General features: G+C 33.9%; 17 protein-coding genes and 2 tRNA genes. 12 read left to right on the top strand and 7 right to left on the bottom strand.

Annotated elements, in window-relative coordinates; all coding sequences use genetic code 11:
- Positions 1-24: 24 nt before the first annotated feature.
- Positions 25-1,407 carry an ammonium transporter gene (locus BUE10_RS06920; RefSeq protein ID WP_073483602.1) on the bottom strand — a complete coding sequence of 461 codons (1,383 nt, stop codon included), beginning with the start codon at positions 1,405-1,407 and terminating at the stop codon, positions 25-27.
- A 263-nt stretch (positions 1,408-1,670) separates the two neighbouring features.
- Positions 1,671-2,159 (bottom strand): nuclear transport factor 2 family protein, encoded by a 489-nt coding sequence (locus BUE10_RS06915; protein ID WP_073483601.1) that lies wholly within the window; start codon positions 2,157-2,159, stop codon positions 1,671-1,673.
- Between the two features lie 244 nt (positions 2,160-2,403).
- Between BUE10_RS06915 and BUE10_RS06910 the strand changes: the two genes are divergently transcribed.
- Complete coding sequence (locus BUE10_RS06910; RefSeq protein ID WP_073483599.1) at positions 2,404-3,084, top strand: hypothetical protein; 681 nt, start codon at positions 2,404-2,406, stop codon at positions 3,082-3,084.
- Between the two features lie 157 nt (positions 3,085-3,241).
- On the opposite strand, the gene BUE10_RS06905 is transcribed toward BUE10_RS06910, so the two are convergent.
- On the bottom strand, positions 3,242-3,556 hold the full coding sequence (locus BUE10_RS06905) for an HPF/RaiA family ribosome-associated protein (protein ID WP_073483596.1): 315 nt from the start codon (positions 3,554-3,556) through the stop codon (positions 3,242-3,244).
- Positions 3,557-3,903: 347 nt separating this feature from the next.
- On the opposite strand from BUE10_RS06905, the gene BUE10_RS06900 reads away from it, so the two are divergent.
- Positions 3,904-4,140: a hypothetical protein gene (locus BUE10_RS06900; protein WP_073484191.1), complete on the top strand. Its 237-nt coding sequence runs from the start codon at positions 3,904-3,906 to the stop codon at positions 4,138-4,140.
- Between the two features lie 17 nt (positions 4,141-4,157).
- Here BUE10_RS06900 and BUE10_RS06895 read toward each other — a convergent pair whose 3' ends face one another.
- Complete coding sequence (locus tag BUE10_RS06895) at positions 4,158-4,946, bottom strand: HNH endonuclease (RefSeq protein ID WP_073483594.1); 789 nt, start codon at positions 4,944-4,946, stop codon at positions 4,158-4,160.
- 248 nt (positions 4,947-5,194) lie between these two features.
- On the opposite strand from BUE10_RS06895, the gene BUE10_RS06890 reads away from it, so the two are divergent.
- The gene (locus tag BUE10_RS06890) at positions 5,195-5,911 is read left to right on the top strand and encodes a PmeII family type II restriction endonuclease (RefSeq protein WP_083597986.1); all 717 of its coding nucleotides are present in this window, start codon (positions 5,195-5,197) and stop codon (positions 5,909-5,911) included.
- A 12-nt stretch (positions 5,912-5,923) separates the two neighbouring features.
- Here BUE10_RS06890 and dcm read toward each other — a convergent pair whose 3' ends face one another.
- From dcm to BUE10_RS06875, 3 genes are all read right to left on the bottom strand, one after another.
- Positions 5,924-7,168: a DNA (cytosine-5-)-methyltransferase gene (gene dcm / locus BUE10_RS06885; protein ID WP_200801710.1), complete on the bottom strand. Its 1,245-nt coding sequence runs from the start codon at positions 7,166-7,168 to the stop codon at positions 5,924-5,926.
- A 106-nt stretch (positions 7,169-7,274) separates the two neighbouring features.
- Positions 7,275-7,736 (bottom strand): very short patch repair endonuclease, encoded by a 462-nt coding sequence (locus BUE10_RS06880; RefSeq protein WP_073483588.1) that lies wholly within the window; start codon positions 7,734-7,736, stop codon positions 7,275-7,277.
- Between the two features lie 9 nt (positions 7,737-7,745).
- On the bottom strand, positions 7,746-10,208 hold the full coding sequence (locus BUE10_RS06875; protein ID WP_073484188.1) for an AsmA family protein: 2,463 nt from the start codon (positions 10,206-10,208) through the stop codon (positions 7,746-7,748).
- Between the two features lie 238 nt (positions 10,209-10,446).
- Here BUE10_RS06875 and trxA point away from each other — a divergent pair, with 238 nt between their 5' ends.
- The 9 genes from trxA (at position 10,447) to BUE10_RS06830 (ending at position 21,015) form a co-directional block, all read left to right on the top strand.
- On the top strand, positions 10,447-10,764 hold the full coding sequence (trxA, locus tag BUE10_RS06870) for a thioredoxin (RefSeq protein ID WP_012023423.1): 318 nt from the start codon (positions 10,447-10,449) through the stop codon (positions 10,762-10,764).
- Positions 10,765-11,015: 251 nt separating this feature from the next.
- Entirely contained in the window at positions 11,016-13,589 is a 2,574-nt protein-coding gene (locus BUE10_RS06865) for a M1 family metallopeptidase (RefSeq protein WP_073483586.1), read from the top strand.
- On the top strand, positions 13,586-14,512 hold the full coding sequence (locus BUE10_RS06860) for a DUF58 domain-containing protein (RefSeq protein WP_073483584.1): 927 nt from the start codon (positions 13,586-13,588) through the stop codon (positions 14,510-14,512). The genes BUE10_RS06865 and BUE10_RS06860 overlap by 4 nt, the downstream gene beginning before the upstream one ends.
- An 86-nt stretch (positions 14,513-14,598) precedes the next feature.
- Positions 14,599-14,672, top strand: a tRNA-Asp gene (locus BUE10_RS06855).
- 558 nt (positions 14,673-15,230) lie between these two features.
- Positions 15,231-15,304 (top strand) — tRNA-Asp (locus tag BUE10_RS06850).
- Between the two features lie 273 nt (positions 15,305-15,577).
- Positions 15,578-16,402 carry a helix-turn-helix transcriptional regulator gene (locus BUE10_RS06845; RefSeq protein WP_073483583.1) on the top strand — a complete coding sequence of 275 codons (825 nt, stop codon included), beginning with the start codon at positions 15,578-15,580 and terminating at the stop codon, positions 16,400-16,402.
- Positions 16,403-16,835: 433 nt separating this feature from the next.
- Positions 16,836-18,203 (top strand): TolC family protein, encoded by a 1,368-nt coding sequence (locus BUE10_RS06840; RefSeq protein WP_073483581.1) that lies wholly within the window; start codon positions 16,836-16,838, stop codon positions 18,201-18,203.
- A 177-nt stretch (positions 18,204-18,380) separates the two neighbouring features.
- Positions 18,381-19,430: an HlyD family secretion protein gene (locus BUE10_RS06835; RefSeq protein ID WP_073483579.1), complete on the top strand. Its 1,050-nt coding sequence runs from the start codon at positions 18,381-18,383 to the stop codon at positions 19,428-19,430.
- A gap of 1 nt (position 19,431) precedes the next feature.
- Complete coding sequence (locus BUE10_RS06830) at positions 19,432-21,015, top strand: MFS transporter (protein ID WP_073483577.1); 1,584 nt, start codon at positions 19,432-19,434, stop codon at positions 21,013-21,015.
- The last annotated feature ends 86 nt before the right edge of the window (positions 21,016-21,101 follow it).

The following is a 21,101-nucleotide window of genomic DNA, read 5'->3' as shown; positions in this document are numbered from 1 at the left end:
AATTCGTGGCAAAAAAATATATTTTCAACCGTAATGCGGTTCTGTAATTGGTTTTAATTTTGGATCTAATGTTTCATCGTGCTGCGATAAATCCAATCCGATGTGTTCGTTTTCTTCAGAAACACGAAGCGGAATAATGAAATTGGTTACTTTAAATAAGAAATAAGCCCCAAAGAAAGTAAATATCGAAACCAGAACTAATGCCATCATATGATGCGCAAATACATTCCAGCCTCCGTGTAATAAACTTGCATTTTCACCATGCGCAAAAATAGCCGTTAGAATCATCCCCATAATTCCTCCAACACCGTGGCAGGCAAAAACATCAAGCGTATCATCAAATCTTTTTGATAAACGGCAATTTACAACAGAGTTTGAAACCAAAGCCGTAACGAATCCGAAGAACATACTTTCTGGAACAGAAACAAATCCTGCGGCTGGAGTAATCGCTACCAAACCTACAACGGCTCCAATACAAGCTCCAAGAGCAGAAACTTTTCTTCCATTCATTCTATCAAAGAAAACCCAGGTTAACATGGCTGCTGCCGATGAAGTTGTAGTAGTTGCAAAAGCCATAGCAGCAGTTCCGTTGGCTGCAAGCGCAGAACCAGCGTTGAATCCGAACCAGCCAAACCATAACATTCCCGTTCCTAATAATACAAACGGAATATTGGTTGGAATATGCTGACTGTTTTTTCTTTTTCCTAAAACTAAAACACCCGCCAAAGCTGCAAAACCAGAACTCATGTGAACTACAGTTCCTCCGGCGAAATCTTTTACGCCAAAATAACTTCCTAAAACTCCTGTTGGATACCAAACCGAATGGCACAAAGGCGCATAAATAAAAATGGTAAACAAACTGATGAATAATAAATACGATATAAAACGAACACGTTCTGCAAACGAACCCGTAATAATGGCCGGAGCAATAATAGCAAATTTCATTTGGAACAAAGCAAACAACATAAACGGAATCGTACTTGCCAATTGTTTATGAGGAAGAATATTTACATAATCCATAAAGGCAAAAGTGGTTGGATTTCCGAAGAAACTATAAAAATGATCTCCAGAACCAAAACCTACAGGTTCACCAAATGCAAGACTAAAAGCCACAACAACCCATAAAAGTGTTACAACACCCAGACAGATAAAACTTTGAAGCATGGTTGAAATCACATTTTTACGGCCTACCATTCCGCCATAAAAGAAAGACAATCCCGGCGTCATGATTAAAACCAGACAACAAGAAGTTAACATCCAGGCAACATCCGCAGGTACGATGTGATCGGTTGTGCCAAATTCAGACAATACATAACTATTTTCAGTAACATTTGGCCAAAAAGCCCCAATAATACAAACGATGCTGATAATGATAAAGGAAATGATCCAGCGTTTCTCTATTTTCATTTTTTCAAATACTTTATTGAACCCTATTTTTTTTGGGGTCAAAGTTAAAAAAAATTAAATGTTTAGATTTTAAGGGCTGTTAAAATAGTGGCTGTGTTTTGATTTTAGTCGATTTTGTAAAATACTGATCGCTTTTTTAATAGTTTTTCATTTTACTATTCCAAAACACACCCAATATTGTCAATTATACTATAATTAATTTGATACCGACGCTTATAAAGCCCTATAAAAGTTATGTTTATAAGAATAAAGCATAAAAATGTTTATTTTTTTTGAAGCTTCGCAATCAAAGCGTCTTCAATTGGTGCTTTTATTTTGGTTACGGCATCAACCCCATCATTCGGAATTGTCATGGATAATACATAATGCTGAATTTTCCATTCTTTACCCACTTTTACTAAAACTCCAGAACCACGGCAGATTTTCATTTGTGTATCTAATAATTCATCAAACCAAGCTGTTTTCCCTGATTTGTCAAAAAAGATATGACGTTCAAGTGCTTTAAAATTCCAGGTTGTTCCTTTGTCAAAAAACGGTTTTGCCCAAACAGAAAATTCTTTTTTAGTCCAGTTTTCGGTTGCATCAGTGCCAATGTAAATTGCATCATCGGCCAAAGGACTAAAATAAGCATCAAATTTTACCTCGCCAGCAGCTTTATGCCACGCATCAAGAGTTTGATTGATTTTGTCTTTGTCGGTTTGAGCATTTGCAAAAGAAGCAACGAATAAAAGTAGTAGAATTGTTTTTTTCATGGAATATAGTATTTTAGTTTAAAGGTAAGGAATTTTTAAATTATGAAAGGTTTCACGCAGATTTAAGCAGATTTTCTATAAATTTTATCTGCCAAAATCTGCCAAATCTGCGTGCAAAAAAAACTTCGCGACTTTACAAGATTAAACGACAAAGCAAGTCTCCAAAACTTAAATTATCTTACATAACTTATATGGTTTAAATTGAAAAAACAATTATATTTGAGTGCTTTAAAATATCCCAAATATGAATCCAAAAATCTTTATAAGTTCACTCGCTATAACCTCATTACTTTTTGTTTCCTGCAAAAAGGAATTAGAACCACAAGAAAGTACTTCAACATCTGAATTGGTAAGACTTGGACTTGCAAAAGATACAACAAAAACAAATTCAGTAGTGCAGCAGACACAGGCTCAGGTGCCAGCCTCAAACCCAAGTGCGGTTATAGGAACATCTGGATTAAATCCGGCTCATGGACAACCGGGACACCGCTGTGATATTGCCGTTGGAGCACCTTTAAACTCTGTACCAACACAGCAAGTACAACAAACGCAGCAAGTTCAAACACAAGCTGGACAAACCGTACAAGTAAATCCGAATCAAAAAAATGTGGTTACTACTACAGTAGCTGCACCTGTAAAAGTTGGAAAAGGAATGAATCCATCGCACGGACAGCCGGGACATAGATGTGATATTCCGGTTGGAGCGCCTTTAAATTCTCCAGTAGCGGCTAAAACTACTCCGGCAGCTTCAACACCACAAGGTGGAACAATGACACAAAACGTTACCGTTCCTGCAGGAAATGCAGTTCCTGCTTTATTAAGCACAGATGCAAATAAAACAGTCGCAGAAGGAATGAACCCAGCACACGGACAGCCAGGCCATCGCTGCGATATCGCCGTAGGAGCTCCGCTGCCAAAATCATAAAGAAGAGGTTCAAAGATGCAAAGTGACAAAGACACAAAGTAAAACAAGCGCAAAGAAAACTTTGAACCTTTGTCACTTTGCATCTTTGAACCTTTTCAAAATAAATAAAAAAAAGACGTTTCAATCTGAAACGTCTTTTTTTTATTTATTTTGAAATTTAGTGTGCTTTCAGTTTTTCGAAAGTTGTAGTAAGTATTTTTTTAGCTTTGCTCAAAGCACCGTTAAAAGCTTTTTCAAGAGTTTCGGCATGTTCTGTTACAGTGATTGGCTGTAATTTTGCTGTACGAACTTCAAGAACACATTTTTTATCATTTAAGCTGAATTTCTCTCCATTTTCATCTCCAAAATGTACTTCAATGCGTGTGATTTTATCCTCAAAACGCGCTAAACCTTTTTCTAATTCTTCAGAGAAATATTTTTCTAATCTTTGGTGTCCTTCGATGTTTTTGTCGGTATTGATTTGAATCTTCATAACGGTTTATATTTAATGTTTGTTTCTCAAAGCTATTTTTTTTAGACCGAAAAGCCAAACGAGTTAATAAAACATTATGATATTTTTAGGGTTAATTTTTTATTCTGAAGAAGGAAGAATCGCACTAGAAACGCCACAACAGCAAGTAAACTAAATTGTAAGAAAAACACATAATCTGCTTGTGTTTTTTGATATATTTGCAATTCCTAAAATGCAAAAAATATGAACTCGAAAAATCTTCTTGCCCGTGTGGTATGGTGGCGGTATTGGAAACAACCGCAACGCTCTTTTTGCAGCGTAGGACACCTGTAGCTATGCGGGTTTTATATTTCCTAAATGCAAAAAATATGAGTACAAACACCCTTTCCAAAGAAACAGAAATTCGTTTAGCAGATTTCTTCAACCAAACTGTTGATCCAGAAAGTCTGGCAAAAGCGATTCGGCAAATCAATTATTTAATTGCTTTAAGTATAATTCGGGATTGCGAAACGCTTCAAACGGAAAAAATAAATCTTGAAAAAGGTTATTATTGGCTGAATGAATTAGCCGAGATTTTAAATCCTTATTTTGAGGTTGAAGATTAAGAAAATGTAAAAAGCCACTAGATGTAGTGGCTTTTTTGTTTGTTGAAAATTGTGTCTAAATGATACTCTAGAAATTCTTTTCTTGGAGTAATCTGAGCAGATACTATTTTTTGATTTTCGATTGAACTGAAATATCTGTTGAAGAATTCTGTTTCCTTTTTCTTTTTTAGTGCATCAGAAAATATTATTTCGTGATTTGTATTTATTCCAATCAAACCTTTATCAAACGCTTTGTCATAAAGCGCAGAGAAGCAAATTCCATTTTCTATATTTAATCTTTCATTTTCGTTTTCTGACCAAGGAATAATATGACTGGAGAATAATAATTCAGGAATATCAATTCCTGTTATTGCGCATTTTGACGAATAGTTTGTTAAGACCATTTTTCTGAAAACACATTGATTCACTCTAGCTTTTATTTCACGAATGACTGTTTCTCCTTTTAAGTCTTTTAGATCAAAAAGAATATTCTTGTATTTATTTTCAATGGATGTACTTTCTTTTTGGGCAAGAATTTCTTCGCTTTCAAATAATAGTTTTTCTCGATCGTTATAGAATTCATCCCAAATAGACTGAATTGTATTTCCTCCATTTTTTAACCCTCCAGCGCCTCTTTGTTGATGATATGGATCTACACTGGCAAAGTTGGCTAATCTTATCGATATTGAACCAGGACTTCTGTTAATTAGATTGGCAAACTTAATCACGTCTGTATTTTGATCATTAATTTTTTTATATTCAATTGTAAGATATAAATTGAAAGTAAGAATAAATTCATCTCGTGTCCAAAGTCTTAATGGTGGCATTTTTTTGTTTTTGGATTGTTGAGGTCAAATATAAGGCTTATAAAAATTAGTTGAACTTCTAGTTTATATTTTTCATATTCTTGATAGATGTTTTACTCAAGATTGATAAGTTAGTAATGAATATGATTCTTTAAAGAATTTCAACAAAATATTTATCGTATTAAATAAGTACGAAGAATCTTTAACAATTATAGTAATTGGAATAAAATATTTTAATTAGATTAGCTTAAATTTTCAAACGATTAATGATGGATGATATTCAAAGAAAACAAATATTAAAAAATGCTCAAGATTTCTTTAGAAAAGAAATTGTTACAAGTCACATAGAAGGTGGTTGCAAAAGAGCTGGTAAACTTTCTGAATATAATATAAACCCATTTTTATTCAAATATTTAGCAAACTTTTTAACAGGAAATGACAATGCTGAGAGTATAGCAAGAGCTCTTGTTTTGCCTAGGGTTTTGGGACCTTCAATAACTACTTCTTTTGGAATGAAAATCCAAAAATTAATTAGTACACTATTTCAGGGTCTCGAAGGTTCAATAACTTATGGACTCGATATTATTTTTATAGATGCTATAGACGGGAGAAAAAAATATTGTCAATTAAAAGCTGGTCCAAATACAATTAATCATGATGATGTAACAACTATCGTAAATCATTTCAAAGGAATAAGAAATCGTTCGAGAACTAATAATTTAAATGTTGGAATTGATGATATGATTGTTGGTGTTGTCTATGGTGAAAAATCAGAACTAAGTACCCACTATAAAAAAATATCTGATTCATATCCCGTTATAATAGGGAAAGATTTTTGGTATAGACTTACTGGAAAAGAAGATTTTTATTTTGAGTTGATTGATGCAATAGGCGATGTTGCTTTAGAAGTTGATGGGAGTCATCTTGTTGAAGAGACAATCGCCACTTTGGCTAAAGAAATAAATGAAAAATATTTCAATAACTAAAGAATAGTAGATTTATAATTCTTTAGTTATTTTATAGTATTGATTTAGGAAAGTTATAATAGAATATCCAACCTCTTTACCTAAATTTACAGGTACAGCATTACCAATTTGCTTATACTGTTGAGCGATAGATCCAGCAAATTTCCAATCATCTGGAAAAGTTTGAATTCTAGCATATTCACGTACAGTAAATGGTCTTGTTTCTTCTGGGTGACATCTTTCAGTTTGTTTTTGTGCAGGACTACAAGTTAGAGTTAGGCAAGGTTCATCCCAACCAATTCTTCGTGCAATACCAGTTTTTCCTCCTCCCAAATAAAAACTTCCTCCCATAAATTCTTTTTGAATCTCTACAGGTAGGTCTCTCCAATATCCTTTTTGTGGAACTAATTTTAAAACATCAACTTTGCTTTTGGGATATTTAGAACCTCCTGAATGTGGAACGTCGGAATCAAATAAATCGCCTTTTTTTAAAGCATCTTTTAAATTGTATATTTTTTTATATGGTTTTGGGTATTCATATTTCAAATCAATATCTTTTCTAATACCAACTAAAATTAATCTTTCTCTTTTTTGGGGAACGTTAAAATTAATTGCTTTCAAAACTTGAACAGGTACAACATTATAACCAATTTCATCTAAAATTGAGATCATACCTTGGATTGTTTTGCCGTTGTCATGGTTTAATAAGCCACGAACATTTTCTCCAATACAAATCGGAGGGTTTACTTCTTTTACAGCTCTAGCAAATTCATAAAACAATGTTCCTCGAGCATCAGCTAAACCGAGTTTTTTACCTGCATAACTAAATGCCTGACATGGAAAACCACCAGTAACAACATCTACTTTATTATGATATTCAGAAAAATTGAATTGTTTTATATCTCCTTCTAACACATTCCAGTTTGGTCTGTTAGTTCTTAATGTTTCACATGCCCATTTATCGATTTCATTAAGAGCAACGCATTTTAATCCAGCTTTTTCCATTCCTATTGCTAATCCACCTGCTCCGGCAAAAAGCTCTAAAACAGTATAATTGTGCTCTGGTTCTGCATAATTGGAAATCGTTTCTTGTATTTCATCATCTATAAAACTTGAAAAGAGAGTATTAATTTCTGATTTTTTGTACACTCTATAATTACTCATAGGTTCGCGTACAGCATTCAATTTACCTTCATTATCCCAACGTCTCAAAGTTTCTTTGCTTTTCCCTAATAGTTCCGATGCTTCAGACAATGAAATATAATCACTCATAACCAAGTTGTTTAACGTTATACAATGGTTACAAAAATAAATGAAAAAAACTCATAATTAAGCGTATTTTTTGTTCTAAATTGGAACAAAAAATATTTCATTTTTTAATTCGTTAAAGATCATTTAAATACAAGAAAACTAACTCGACACATTTTTTAGTTTCTTTCTTAATTTCATGTTCCCAAAAGCGAAAAACTTTATAACCTAAATTTTCTAACTTTAATTTGTTTTCCTGATCACGTTGCATGTTTCTCTCTATTTTTGGTATCCAAAATTCTCGATTTGTCTTTATTTTTGTTTTCTTTTCTGACCAATTATATCCATGCCAAAATTCACCGTCAATAAAAATGACCAATTTGTGTTTTTGGTTAACAATGTCTGGATTACCAGGAAGTTTTTTATTGTGTTTTCTATATCTTAACCCAGCTTTCCATAATTCTTTTCTAAAGAGAATTTCTGGTTTTGTATCTTTTGATTTAATTTTTGACATAAGCTGGCTTCGCTGAGGAGTTGTATAAAAACCATTTTCCTCTTCGAAACGTAGAACCTTTATTTTGTTTTCAGAATATGTCATAATTGTTTTTCATTTCTCCTTCTTCCCCCACTTAATCTTCATTTTTCCTCCATCATCAACAGCAAGTAAATGAAGCACAATACCACGTTCACGAACCGCATCGCGTTCGGCTTTGGTGGCGAGTTTGGCGTCATTTTTAGAATTTCTTAGTGGAATTGTTAAGGCGAGGTTGGTTCCTCGTCCGAAAGAATAAACTCCGTCAACATCGATGTTTAAAACACTTGAACTTATGGTTAAATTATTTACGTCGATTTGTTCGCCGCGCATGTTGAGGTTTCCGGATAAATCGCTGAACGTTATATTCTTGACGTCACGAAACGGAAAAGCAAATTTGCCCACTTTTACAATTGGTTCAAAGTTTACTAAAGCTCCATGATTGACTTTGAAATCGAGTTTTCCGTGCATTGAATTGGTAATTAATTCACCGTTGCTATTGATAAATCCGCTTACGTTTGCAGTGCTGGTTAGTCTTCCTTTAATGTTATTTGGATTAAAAGATTTGATTCCGAAGTTGTTGAATGATCTTAAAAAACTTGCAATATCAACCCTGTTTACTTGAGCGTTTGAACTAAAAGCATAATTTTTTCCGCTTGGTAAAAGTTCGCTGTTAAAAGTAATGCTCCCACCAGAAGTTTGAAGCGAACCATTTTTTATAACTAGTTTAGAATCCAACATTGAGATTGTAGCTCTTGTATTTGTTGCCGTTAGTTTATTATAATTGATATTATCTGCTTTAATATCAATTACAACAATGCAATTTTCGATAACGTTTCGTAAATGACTTGAAATTGTTGTTCTTTTATTGTTTTTTGCAACTGTTTTCTTTTTTTGAGAAGTTGCCAAAACACCAAGAAATTGTTTGAGATCAATATTAGGGCAGTAAATGTTCCAGTTTACAACCATACTTTCGGGTGCATCGTAATATAAGTTCAGGAAATTATCGATTTTTCCTTCTACAAAAATCGTATTCTTTTTGTGTTTGTAAGCAATTTGCTTAATAAGTAAAGCTTTCTCAGTAAAATCAAGATGAATGTTTGTTTTTACTGCGTGAACATTTTTCGGGATATAATGAAATGAAGCGTTGTCAACATTAACACTTCCTATAAATCTGGGTTTATTAATGTACAAATCGACAATATCAAACTGGAATTTCAAATTAGCTTTGGCGTGGCCTTCTTCAAAATGAATCCATTTTTCGTTGCTTACTTCGTTAAGTTTTTCAATATCAAAATCAGAACTTACGATTCCCGTTGCGATGGGTTTTTCGAGATTACTAATTACAACTTGCGGAATTGAAAGTGGAATATTTTCATATTCTCCCGAAAATCGGGTTAAAATAACAGCCGAATTTGGATCGTTAAACCCGTTTTTTGGTTTGAAATTATTCGTAAAAATTCCCCTGAAATTACATTTGTCAATTCGCCCGTCGGGAATATTGAGTTCATTGTTTTTGGCTACAGCCTGAACCACAATTTTAGGATCGTCATGAACATTTAAATCGCCTTTTAGATCGCAGTTTACATCAATTGGTTTCTTCAAATCAAACCGATTCAGTTTCGAACTAATATTTCCGGATAATAAATGTGAAGCGTTACTCCATAAAATACGCGTATTAATATTGATTCCGAAAAGGGAATTGTTTTTACCAACGTTGAAATATGCCACAATATCAAATGAATCAGAACCAATTTTTAAGTTTTTGGTCGAAACATCAATTTTTTGTTTGTCGGCTTGATAGGAAACGGCCAGCGTTCCTTTGAGTTCTTTTTGTTTGGCAAAACTTCCGTGAACGGTATTAAAAGCTAAACTGTTTATTTGAGTGTCTAGAAATAAATCGGTATTCCAGTCGTCTCCGTCATAATCTACTTTTGAATTTAGATTATGAACATCAAAATCAAACAATTTATTTCCTAATTGATTATCGATAATAATATGAACATCGTTGAGGTCGATTTCGTCAATTGTAGTTTCGGGTTTTGATTTATTTTCGGGCGATTTCTTCTTTTTTGGTTTAAAAATATCAGAGTTTGTGTAACCGTCTTCTGTTTTATAAATATAAATATCGGCGTCGTTAATCAGGATTTTATGAATGTTGATTTCTTTTCGCAGCAAATTCCAAACATTTAAACGTGCTTCAATTTCCTGTGCTTTTAGTAAAGTATGGTGATGGGTATTCCATTTATTGTCTTTGAGTTCGACATCTTTTAAAGCTAAAGTGAAATTAGGGAAACCAGTTAGAAACTTATATTGAAAATCTCCAATATGAAACTTTCCGTTTATATTCTCATTAATTTTGGTATTGATTTTTGCAATAATTTCTGTTTTATTTTGGTCGAAATATAAAGCTAATCCACCGCAAGCCAGCAAAAGTATTCCAACTAAGACAACGACAAAAATACCAAATCGTTTGGCGTATTTTTTAAATCCTGTCGATTGAAAAAATGTTGTTACGTTATGTAATGTTGTGTTCATTTTGACGAATTTCCTGCCCATTAAAGATAAGATAAAATTGACGAATTTCAAATGTAAGGTAAAGCTTATAATTAATTTGGTTTTTGGCAATATAATTATTGACGATACTTTTATAATCAAAACTAATTTGCTTATGGTGTATGATTTGTTTTTAATTTTTAACTTTGTACCTCAGTTTTGCAAGTATTAAAAGTCTCCTGAGACAAAAAACTGAGAATAACTTTAAAGAAAAATAATTATGGCATTAGCAATAACAGATGCTACTTTTGACGAGGTAGTTTTAAAATCAGATAAACCAGTAATGGTAGATTTCTGGGCAGCATGGTGCGGTCCATGTAGAATGGTTGGTCCAATCATTGATCAATTAAGTGATGAATATGCAGGTAAAGTTGTGGTTGGTAAAGTAGATGTAGATGCTAACCAGGAATTTGCTGCTAAATATGGTGTGCGTAACATACCAACCGTTTTGGTGTTTCATAACGGTGAAGTAGTAGGAAAACAAGTAGGAGTTGCTCCGAAACAAACCTACGCTGACAGCTTAGATGCTTTGTTGTAATCGTAAGATTATGATTTATATAAAAAAGGCCTGAATTTTTCAGGCCTTTTTTATTGCCTAAATACTTGAATTTTTTTTACCACAAATTTGCACTAATTTTTCTATTTCAGATTTGATGTTAGACCTGACAGGTTTTAAAAACCTGTCAGGTCTAACATTATACAATTGATTCCAAATACTATAATTTGTGAAAATTCGTGCAATTCGTGGCAAACTTTTTTTATTTTTAACGAATCTTATATCTCTAAAAAATGAAAATTCTATACAGCTTTCTTTGTTTTGTTATGTTGATTTCGATTGGTTTTGCTCAATCTAAAGAAAAAGAAAGTTTGTTTTTAGAAAATGGAGTTTCAGAGCAATTAGCCCAATTTCGTAAAAAACAGATTTCAGATATTCAATATGAATTGTCTTTTGAGATTCCGAATCAGAAAGAGGAGAATATTAATTCTCATTTGAAAGTCAATTTGAATTTGTCTGATTTAAGCCAGCTTTTACTTTTAGATTTTAAAGAGAAAACGTCAAACATAAAAACAGTTGAAGTAAACGGAAAAAGTACTGTAATTGTTCATGAAAAAGGTCATATTGTAATTTCTCCTTCAGCTTTAGTTTTAGGAAAAAATACAGTTTCTGTTTCCTTCATTGCGGGCAATTTATCTTTAAACCGAAATGACGAATTTCTGTATACACTTTTAGTTCCTGATCGTGCAAGTACATTATTCCCGTGTTTTGATCAGCCGGATATAAAAGCGACTTATAAACTGAGTCTTTCAGTTCCAAAAGATTGGTTGGTTTTGGCTGGAGCCAATGTAAAAGAGAAAATCGAAAAAGCCGATTTCATAACGTACAATTTCGGAGAATCAGATAAAATGAGTACTTATTTGTTTTCTTTCGTTGCCGGAAAATTCAAAAACGTAACACAAAAACCAGGTTTAGAAATGACGATGCTGTATCGTGAAAATAATCCTGAAAAGATAAAAACAAGTACCGATACTATTTTTGAACTTCATCAGCAATCTTTAGATTTTTTAGAAAAATACACCAATTATAAATTCCCGTTTCAAAAGTTAGATTTTGCCGCAATTCCGGTTTTTCAATACGGCGGAATGGAACATGTTGGCGCCATTCAATATCGGGAATCGACTTTGTTTCTGGATAATAGCGCAACCGACAGTGAGAAATTAAATAGGGCAAAACTTATCGCGCACGAAACCTCACACATGTGGTTTGGTGATTTGGTAACCATGAAATGGTTTGATGATGTTTGGATGAAAGAAGTTTTTGCCAATTTTATGGCCGATAAAATCATGAACCCGATTTTTCCGAAAGTCAATCATAATCTCCAGTTTTTTACTGCTCATTATAGTAATGCTTTCGCGGAAGACCGATCTTTGGGTACACATCCGATAAAACAGCATTTGGCAAATTTAAAAGATGCTGGATCACTTTACGGGGCCATTATTTACAATAAAGCTCCAATTATGATGCGCCAACTGGAAGCTTCGATGGGAGCAGAAGCCTTTCAAAAAGGAATCGAGAAATACATTAAAAAATACGCCAACGACAACGCCGACTGGAATAATCTTGTAGAAATCCTTGATGCCGAAACGCCGCTTGACATGAAAAAATGGAGTGAGGTTTGGGTAAACAAATCAGGAAGAGCCATTTTTACAGATAAAGTAGAATACGATTCTAAAAACCAAATCAAAAAGTTTGAAATTCAGCAAAACGCCGAAGATGAATCGAATAATATCTGGCCTCAGGTTTTTCAAATTGGTTTAGTTTATGATGATAATGTGAAAGTTTTAAACGTAAACATCAAAGACAAAAACATTGTTTTAAAAGAAGCTGCGGGACTTGAAAAACCAAACACAATTATTTACAATTATAATGGTTTTGGATATGGAGTTTTTCCGCTTGACGGTAACAATTTAGATTATATTTCAACATTGAAAGATGAGGTTGCAAGAGCTTCGGCCTACAGTAATTTGTATGAAAATATGCTGATTGGAAATATTGCTCCAGAGGAAGCTTTTAATTGTTTTTTTAAAGGAATTCAATTTGAAGAAAATGAATTGGTTTTGCGAATTGTATCCAATAATCTGAATACGATTTACTGGAGATTTTTAACCCAAAAACAACAAGATAGAGTGCAGACTTTATTGAGTTATACTTTATATTCACGTTTGCAGACAAATTCATCTGCTAATATCAAAAAGACTTTATTTGGTTTGTTTAGTTCTACTGCGTATTCCTCTTCGGCGAAAGCCAAATTATATCAGATTTGGAATAAAGAAATCGTAATTCCGGGTTTAAAACTAAACGAAGACGATTTTACGAATATGGCGATGAATCTGGCAATTTTTAAACATGAAAAAGCCGATGAAATTTTAGAAAAAACAAGAACAACCATTACAAATCCTGATAAACAAAAACGATTTGAATTCCTGCTTCCGTCATTATCAAAAGATGAAATGGTTCGAAATACTTTTATGGAATCTTTAAAAGACGAAAAAAACCGTGAAAAAGAATCATGGGTTGAGATTGGTTTGAGTAATATTCATCATCCGCTTCGTCAGAAAAGTGCTAAAAAGTATATCAGATTTTCATTAGATTTGGTTGATGAAATCCAGCGTACCGGAGATATTTTCTTCCCGAAAGACTGGCTTGAAGATACTGTTGGAAAATATTCGTCTAAATTTGCTTTTGATGAAGTACAGCGATTCTTAAAAGAAAACCCTAATTTTAGTCCTATTTTAAAAAGGAAATTATTTCAGGCCACAGATTTGCTTTATAAAGCACAAAATATTAAAAAAGAAACCGAATGAAAATCGAATCGGAAATAGAGAAAGTTTCAAGTTTTCAGCATCTCGAAATGCTGGCAAATCAGGTTGTAGAAGGTTTTATATCCGGAATGCATAAAAGTCCGTTTCATGGATTTTCAGCCGAATTTGCTGAACATAAAGTCTATAACGCAGGCGAAAGCACCAAACATATCGATTGGAAATTATTTGCCAAAACTGATCGTTTATACACTAAACGTTTTGAGGAAGAAACCAATTTACGCTGTCATTTAATTGTAGATAATTCGTCGTCAATGCATTATCCTGAACTAAAATCGAATCAGCCATTTTATGAAAAGAAGATTGGTTTTGCAGTTTTGGCTTCGGCAGTTTTAATGAATATTTTAAAGAAACAGCGCGATGCCGTTGGTTTAAGCGTTTTCTCCGATAAATACGAATATTACGCTCCAGAGAAAGGAAGCGATCGTCACCACAGAATGCTTTTGAATAAACTGGAAGATCTATTAGTGCAGCCAAAAGTCAAAAAAATGACCGATACCATTACATATCTGCATCAAATAGCAGAGAAAATGCACCGTCGTTCGATGATTATTTTGTTTACCGATATGTTTCAGGCCGAAGACGATGAAAAGCTTTTTAACGCTTTACAGCATCTTAAACACAACAAACACAAAGTAGTTTTGTTTCATGTGGTTGATAATGAGACGGAATTGAAATTTGATTTTGACAACGCACCAAGAAAATTTATAGACTTAGAATCAGGTGAAGAAGTTTCGATTTTTGCCGATAATGTTAAAGTTGAATATGAAAAAAGGGTAGAAGCCTACTTTAAAAACCTGGCTTTAACCTGTGCGAAGAACCAAATTAAGTACGTTCCAGTAAATGTGGGCGACAATTTTGAAAAAATATTGACTACATATTTAGTTGAAAAACAAAACTTTGGCTAAGAATTTGAAAATTTATTTCATTTTTTTTATCAAAACACTTGCAGAAATGAAATTCTGTACTATCTTTGCAACCGCAATAACGCAGAGGTTTGGTAGTTCAGTTGGTTAGAATACATGCCTGTCACGCATGGGGTCGCGGGTTCGAGTCCCGTCCAGACCGCAATATTGGGAGAAGCCTTTCTTAACAGAAAGGCTTTTTTGCCCAAATACGGTATCTAAGATTAGTTGTGTTGTTTTGCTACGACTTTGTAACTCGTAGCTGGTTTAGTAGTTAGACCAATGAAAAGCTTTCCACTTTTGTGGATGGCTTTTTTGATTTAAGACACTTTTGAGTTTTGTTTTTTAACCGCAAAGACACTAAGATTTACGCAAAGTCCGCAAAGTTTTTTTAAGCTTTGCGGACTTTGTGTTTATATGGTTTATTGAATTGGATCTTAAATATAGCCCGTGGTTTCAACCACGGTATACAATCAGAATCACAATCCCTTTTCCCGTGGTTGAAACCACGGGCTATGTGTAATAAGAGGACAAATATTTTTATTTGAAAGAAAACTATCGGGATTTTGGTTAAAAAGAAAGAAAGTTCTTGTTTTTTGGTTTAGTTCTTGAATTTTAAAATATTGGAATTTAGTTAATTAAAAATTTCTCAATTTTTATTCCTAAAAACCCTTGCAGAATCCAAGTTCTGTTGTATTTTTGCACTCACAATAAAGCAGTGGGTTTGGTAGTTCAGTTGGTTAGAATACATGCCTGTCACGCATGGGGTCGCGGGTTCGAGTCCCGTCCAGACCGCAATATTGGAAGAAGCCTTTCTTAACGGAAAGGCTTTTTTGTTTTTTGTATTTAACCGCAAAGGCGATAAGATTTACGTAAAGTTCGCAAAGGTTTTTTAGCCACAGATTACTCAGATTGCCACAGATTTTAAAATCCTTTTAATCCTTTAATCTGTGGCTAAATTTTTAAGCTTATAAAGCTTTGCTCCCGATAGCTATCGGGATTGTGCTTTTACCTTGCGAGCTTTGCGGATAAATTTCTTTCTTATCTTTATAATAAGAAATCGTAATAATGGAACAATCAACTTTTAAAGTAGACAAATATTATATTAAGAAAGTAGATGCCAATAAAAAAAGCATTTATTGTCATCATGATATAATGGGAGAATTGTTTGTTCCAATACATAAACATGAAAAAGCACAAATGCTATATGCTGAAGGCGATGTAGTTTTTGTGACAACCGAAACGAAATCTTACTTTTTGCCTGCAAGGCATTTTATTTGGATTCCTGCTGGTTTAGAGCACAGCATCGAACCAAAGTCAGAACATGTGATGATGCGAAATCTCTATTTTCCAGTCGAAAAAGACGAAGATGATTTTTATAAAGCAGAAGGAATTTATCCGGTCAATAATTTACTGCTGCAAATGATGCTTTTCACCAATCGGTGGAATGGCGATCTTAAAAAAGGAACTTCAAACTTTACGATTGCCAAAGCGATAAAAGCGATTCTGCCTCAAATTTGCACCAATAATTTACCTTTAGAATTACCACAACCAAAAGACAAACGACTTGGGAAAATTTTGCGTTACATCGAAAATAATCTTGGAGAAACGATTCTGTTTGCTGATGTTGCCCATGAATTTGGTTACAGCGAACGCTCTTTGTATCGCTTGTTTCAAAAAGATCTCAAAATGTCTTTCATTCAATATTATACCATTCGCAGAATCCTAAAAGCTATCGAACTTTTATTAGAAAGAAAACTTTCGGTAAAAGAGGTAGCGCTAGAAGTTGGTTACAATAGTGTTCCGACTTTCAGCAACACCTTTTTCAAGATTTTAGGACAAAGACCTTCCAATTACTTAAATGGTGAAGAGATTTTGGAAAGAACAAAGTAATTTATTTTTTCATGCAGATTTAAAAGGATTTAAGCAGATCGGGCAGATAATTCTAACACATAGAAACATAGTTTTTCGTTGCGTAAAAAGGCGTTTCACTTTGTATTAATGCACATAGAGCTATGTGTAAATGATGTGTCATTTATTTTTAATCTTTTATCCAATTAAAATAAACCTATGTTTCTATGTGTTAAATAATTATTGATTTTGCATAGAAAAAAATAAAATCTGCGCGTATCTGCTTAAATCCTTTTAAATCTGCGTGAAACATCTCAAGCCAAATTAATTTCATAATAAATTGTTTTTCAGTATTTTGATATAACGTTTTCGGGAAATACGATTTTAACATTTGTCCGAAATGAATATGTTATTGACTTTTTAGAATTATCAGTCAACAGAAAAATGAAGGAACTTTGCAGCATAAATTATTATCATGTTCCTTAAAACAACAAATTCTACAGACGATTGTTTTTCCAGAATCCTGCTGTTATTCTTAATTGTATTAGCATTCAATGGCTTACAAGCGCAGGAAGTTCATTCGGTTTCATTAAAAGAAGCAGTGAAACTGGCAAAAGAAAACAATAAAAAAATCCTTAGATCTCAATTGGAGATCACGCTCTCAGAGCAAAACATCAAAGAAAGTAAAGAACTCCGTTTACCAAACATCGAGTTAAACGGCGAGTATTCCAGAATTACGAATATCACCGAATTTAAAGGAAGCGGTTTCTTAAATGGTAAAGAAGTAACAAAGGCAATTCCAGAAATTTATCAAGTGAATTCAACTTTTAAAATGCCAATTTATGCGGGTAATAAGATTAATAACGCTATTAAAATTGCTAATCAGGAAAGTGAAATTGCTAAAATAAAAACAGAAAAGACCGAAAATGATATCGAGCTAGAAGTTGTGGCTAATTATCTTTCGATTTATAAAATGATGGAGCTTCAAAAGATTTTTGAAGAAAATATAAAAGAAGAAAAAAGCCGATTGAAAGAGGTACAATCGCTTCAAAAACACGGAACGGTCACAAAAAATGAAGTCATTAGAGCCGAATTGCAACTTTCGGATCGTGAACTAAATGCGCTTACAAATTCCAAAAACATAAAAATTGCGCTTCACGATCTGAAAACTTTAATTCAAATTCCGGAAAACGAAGAAATCGCGATTGATACAACGTCAAATCTGGACGAAATGAATGGTTTGGATCAGTATGATTTTTATATGACTAAAGCTTTGCAAAACGAAGAAATGCGAATGGCAAGTCAGGAATTAAATATCAAAAAAACGGAATTGCAATTGGTAAAAGGAAATTATCTGCCAACAGTAAACTTCTTCGGAAATTATGGTTTTTATTATCCTAACTATAAATTTTTTCCGCCAAATCCGTATTTGTACACTTTAGGGCAAGTGGGAATTGAAGCGCGTTTTGATATTTCGGCTTTATATAAAAACAAAACGAAAATAGAACAAGCAAACAAAAAAATCGAATGGCAGCAAATGCAGTCTGAAATCATTAAAGATGAAATTCAGGACAAACTATACAAAGAACATACGCAATATCAGGAAATTCTTGAAAAGTTTGTGGTGGTTGACAAAGCTTTGGATTTAGCCAATGAAAATTACCGAATCGTAAAACTGAAATACTTAAACCAGTTGGTTTTAATTACCGAAATGGTTGATGCTGATAATGCTTTGCTTCAGGCGAAATACAACAAAATCTCTACCCGATTGGATGCGGTTTTAAAACATTACGAGCTGCTGCATACGGCGGGGATTATGCCTCAGAGTTTGATTTTGATTTAGAAGAAAGAGGCAAGAAGAAAGAGAATAGAGTAAAGAATATAGATTTTCAGTTCCGAAGGAACGGTTCATATTGTAGCGCCGGATTTCAATCCGGGGGAGAAATAGAAAAGAAGAGAGCGCCGACCCGATAGCTATCGGGATTAATCTGGTGGGAGAATTATTAAAGATATAGAGTTTATGGTTAAGATAAAAAATGAAACTAGACGAAACAGAACGTTTCATATATTGATAACAGTTATTGCGTGTGCACTTGTGGTAAGCGGTGTTATTTTGGGAATTTGGTTTTATGCATTCAACAGAAATCATGAAGAAACCAATGATGCGCAGGTCGAGCAATATGTAACGCCAATTATGTCGAGAATTACGGGTTATGTGCAGGAAGTTCGTTTTAACGAAAATCAGTTTGTGCACAAAGGCGATACTTTGGTTGTAATTGACAATCGTGAATACAAATCGAAATTGAATGTGGCTCTTGCCGATGTTCAAAATGCGCAGCAAAACAGCGTTGTGGCGCAAAAAAATGCGATTACAACAGCAAGTGCAACAGCTATTAACGAATCGCAGTTAGAAGGTGCAAAATCGAATCTTTGGAAAACAAAACTGGAATACGAAAGATATAAAGCTTTGGTTAAAGACGAAGCGGCAACTTCGCAGCAATTAGAGAAAGTTAAGGCGGATTACGAATCGGCACAGGCGTATTTTGAGGAAATGAAAAACAGAATTCATTCTGCCACTTTAAGTACTTCTGTTGCTGAAGCGAATGTTCCGACAACACAAACGAATATTGCATCGAAACAAGCTTTGGCAGATAATGCAGCATTATTTCTTTCGTACACGATAATTACAGCGCCTTACAACGGCTGGATTGGAAAACGAACGTTACAACCGGGACAATTAGTAAAAGAAGGACAATCTTTGCTTTCGATAGTAAGCAAAGAAAAGTGGATTACAGCCAATTTTAAAGAAACACAATTGCAATATTTAACCATTGGACAGGATGTTGAAATAAAAGCCGATGCCGTGAGCGATAAAACTTTCATTGGAAAAATTGCTTCTTTATCGCCAGCAAGTGGTGCAAGATTTTCATTGCTTCCTCCAGATAATGCAACAGGAAACTTCGTGAAAATCGAACAAAGAATTCCCGTTAGAATTCAGTTAAAAGACAACGACAAACAAACTGATTTTTTAAGAGCGGGAATGAATATCACTGTGATTGCAGCGCACTAAAATGGAAGATAAAAGTATTTTTAAATCCTGGGTTCCAAAATGGACAATCATTATTATTTTGTTTGTCTGCCTTTTGCATTCCATGATTTTATTGGGAGTTTATACTTCAAATGTAACCTACGCAGCAAGTTTTCTGGACATTGAGCCCGAAGATTTGCAGTTTGCAATGTGCGTTACGTACGGAACTTTGCTGGCAACGATTTTGATCGAAAGTCGATTTTCGAGTTTTTTCCCTGCAAAAAATTACCTCATGGCGGTTTATTCCTTAATTGGGATTACGATTGTTTCATCGGCGTATATTACCCATTTTTATCTTTTTTTAATGTTGAGAATTGCCGAGGGAATTTTAATGGCGCTTCCGGTAATTACAATCCGGCAATTATTGATTGAGCAGTTTAATTCTAAAAATGCCATTATAATTGGGTTTTCGTTTTATTACGGTTCGCTGTTATTGTCGACGCCTTTTATTATGAATATTGCGGTTTGGTTTCTGGATCATTACGATTGGAAATACATGCTGTATGTTTCGGGCGGATTGCAGGTTTTGAATGTCTTTTTAATCTTAGTTACTTTTCGTGGGCACCGACTCACAAAGAAAATTCCGTTGTATCAAATCGACTGGATGAGTTATTTTTTGGTTTTAACTGCTATTCTTTGTGGTGCCTACTTTTTTGTTTATGCCGAGAAAAAATATTGGTTTGATTCTTCTGAAATGGTTTTAATGTTAATAATTGCTTTGATTACGGGCGGATTATTCATCTTTAAAGAACTTTTGGTAAAAAGACCAACCTTTGATTTTGAAGTTTTCAAATATGCCAATCTCCGAATCGGGTTTTTATTGTTTTTCCTTTTTTATATAAGCAGAGCAACGCTGAGTCTTTGTCATTCGGCGATGTTTTCGATTTGGAATTGGGATCCGTCGCGCGTTGCGGGCGTACAATACATTAACGGATTAGGAAATGTAATCGGCTTGATTTTAGCTGCTTTTTTCCTGATGAAATCCGTTTCAACCAAAATCATTTTTATAATTGGTTTTTCGCTTATTGCGTTGTTTCATTTTTGGTTTACGTTTCTTTTCGTGCCCGATGTGGCTTTGTCAGATATTATTATTCCATATTTTTTACAAGGCATTGGGGTTGGATTTTTATTCGTTCCGTTAATCTTGTTTACGACATCTTCGGTTCCGGCAAAAATGGCGGTTTCTTCGGGAATTGTTGGGGTTTCCGGTCGTTTTTGGGGAAGCACAATTGGTTTTTGCGTGATGCAGAATGCGACCGTATTTTTAAATAAAAAACACTTTTTAAAACTAAGTCAGTTTGTTACAGGAGAAAATCCCGAAGCACAACAAACCATTGCTTCAACAGCAAAAAGTTTTATAGCAAAAGGATATTCTGCAGATAATGCGGATACTTTGACCCTGAAAAAAGTCTTCGGAACTGTTGCCAAACAAGCCACTTTATTGGCCGATATGGAAATTTATACGATTGTAGGTTATGGTTTGGTGGTTTTGATTATTCTGATTGCGTGTAATCAGCATTTAAGACAAACAATGACTTTGGTTAAAAGTAAGATTTGGATTGGCTAGATTTTTTGTTTCAAGTTTCAGGTTTCAAGTTCAAAGTTTTTCCGCATTTTATGTCATTTCGAGGAACGAGAAATCGCACTAGAAAC

The organism is Flavobacterium sp. CF108 (assembly GCF_900129795.1).
Lineage (GTDB): Bacteria > Bacteroidota > Bacteroidia > Flavobacteriales > Flavobacteriaceae > Flavobacterium.
The sequence above is the reverse complement of the archived record's forward strand: the minus strand, read 5'-3'. Positions and strand labels throughout refer to the sequence as shown.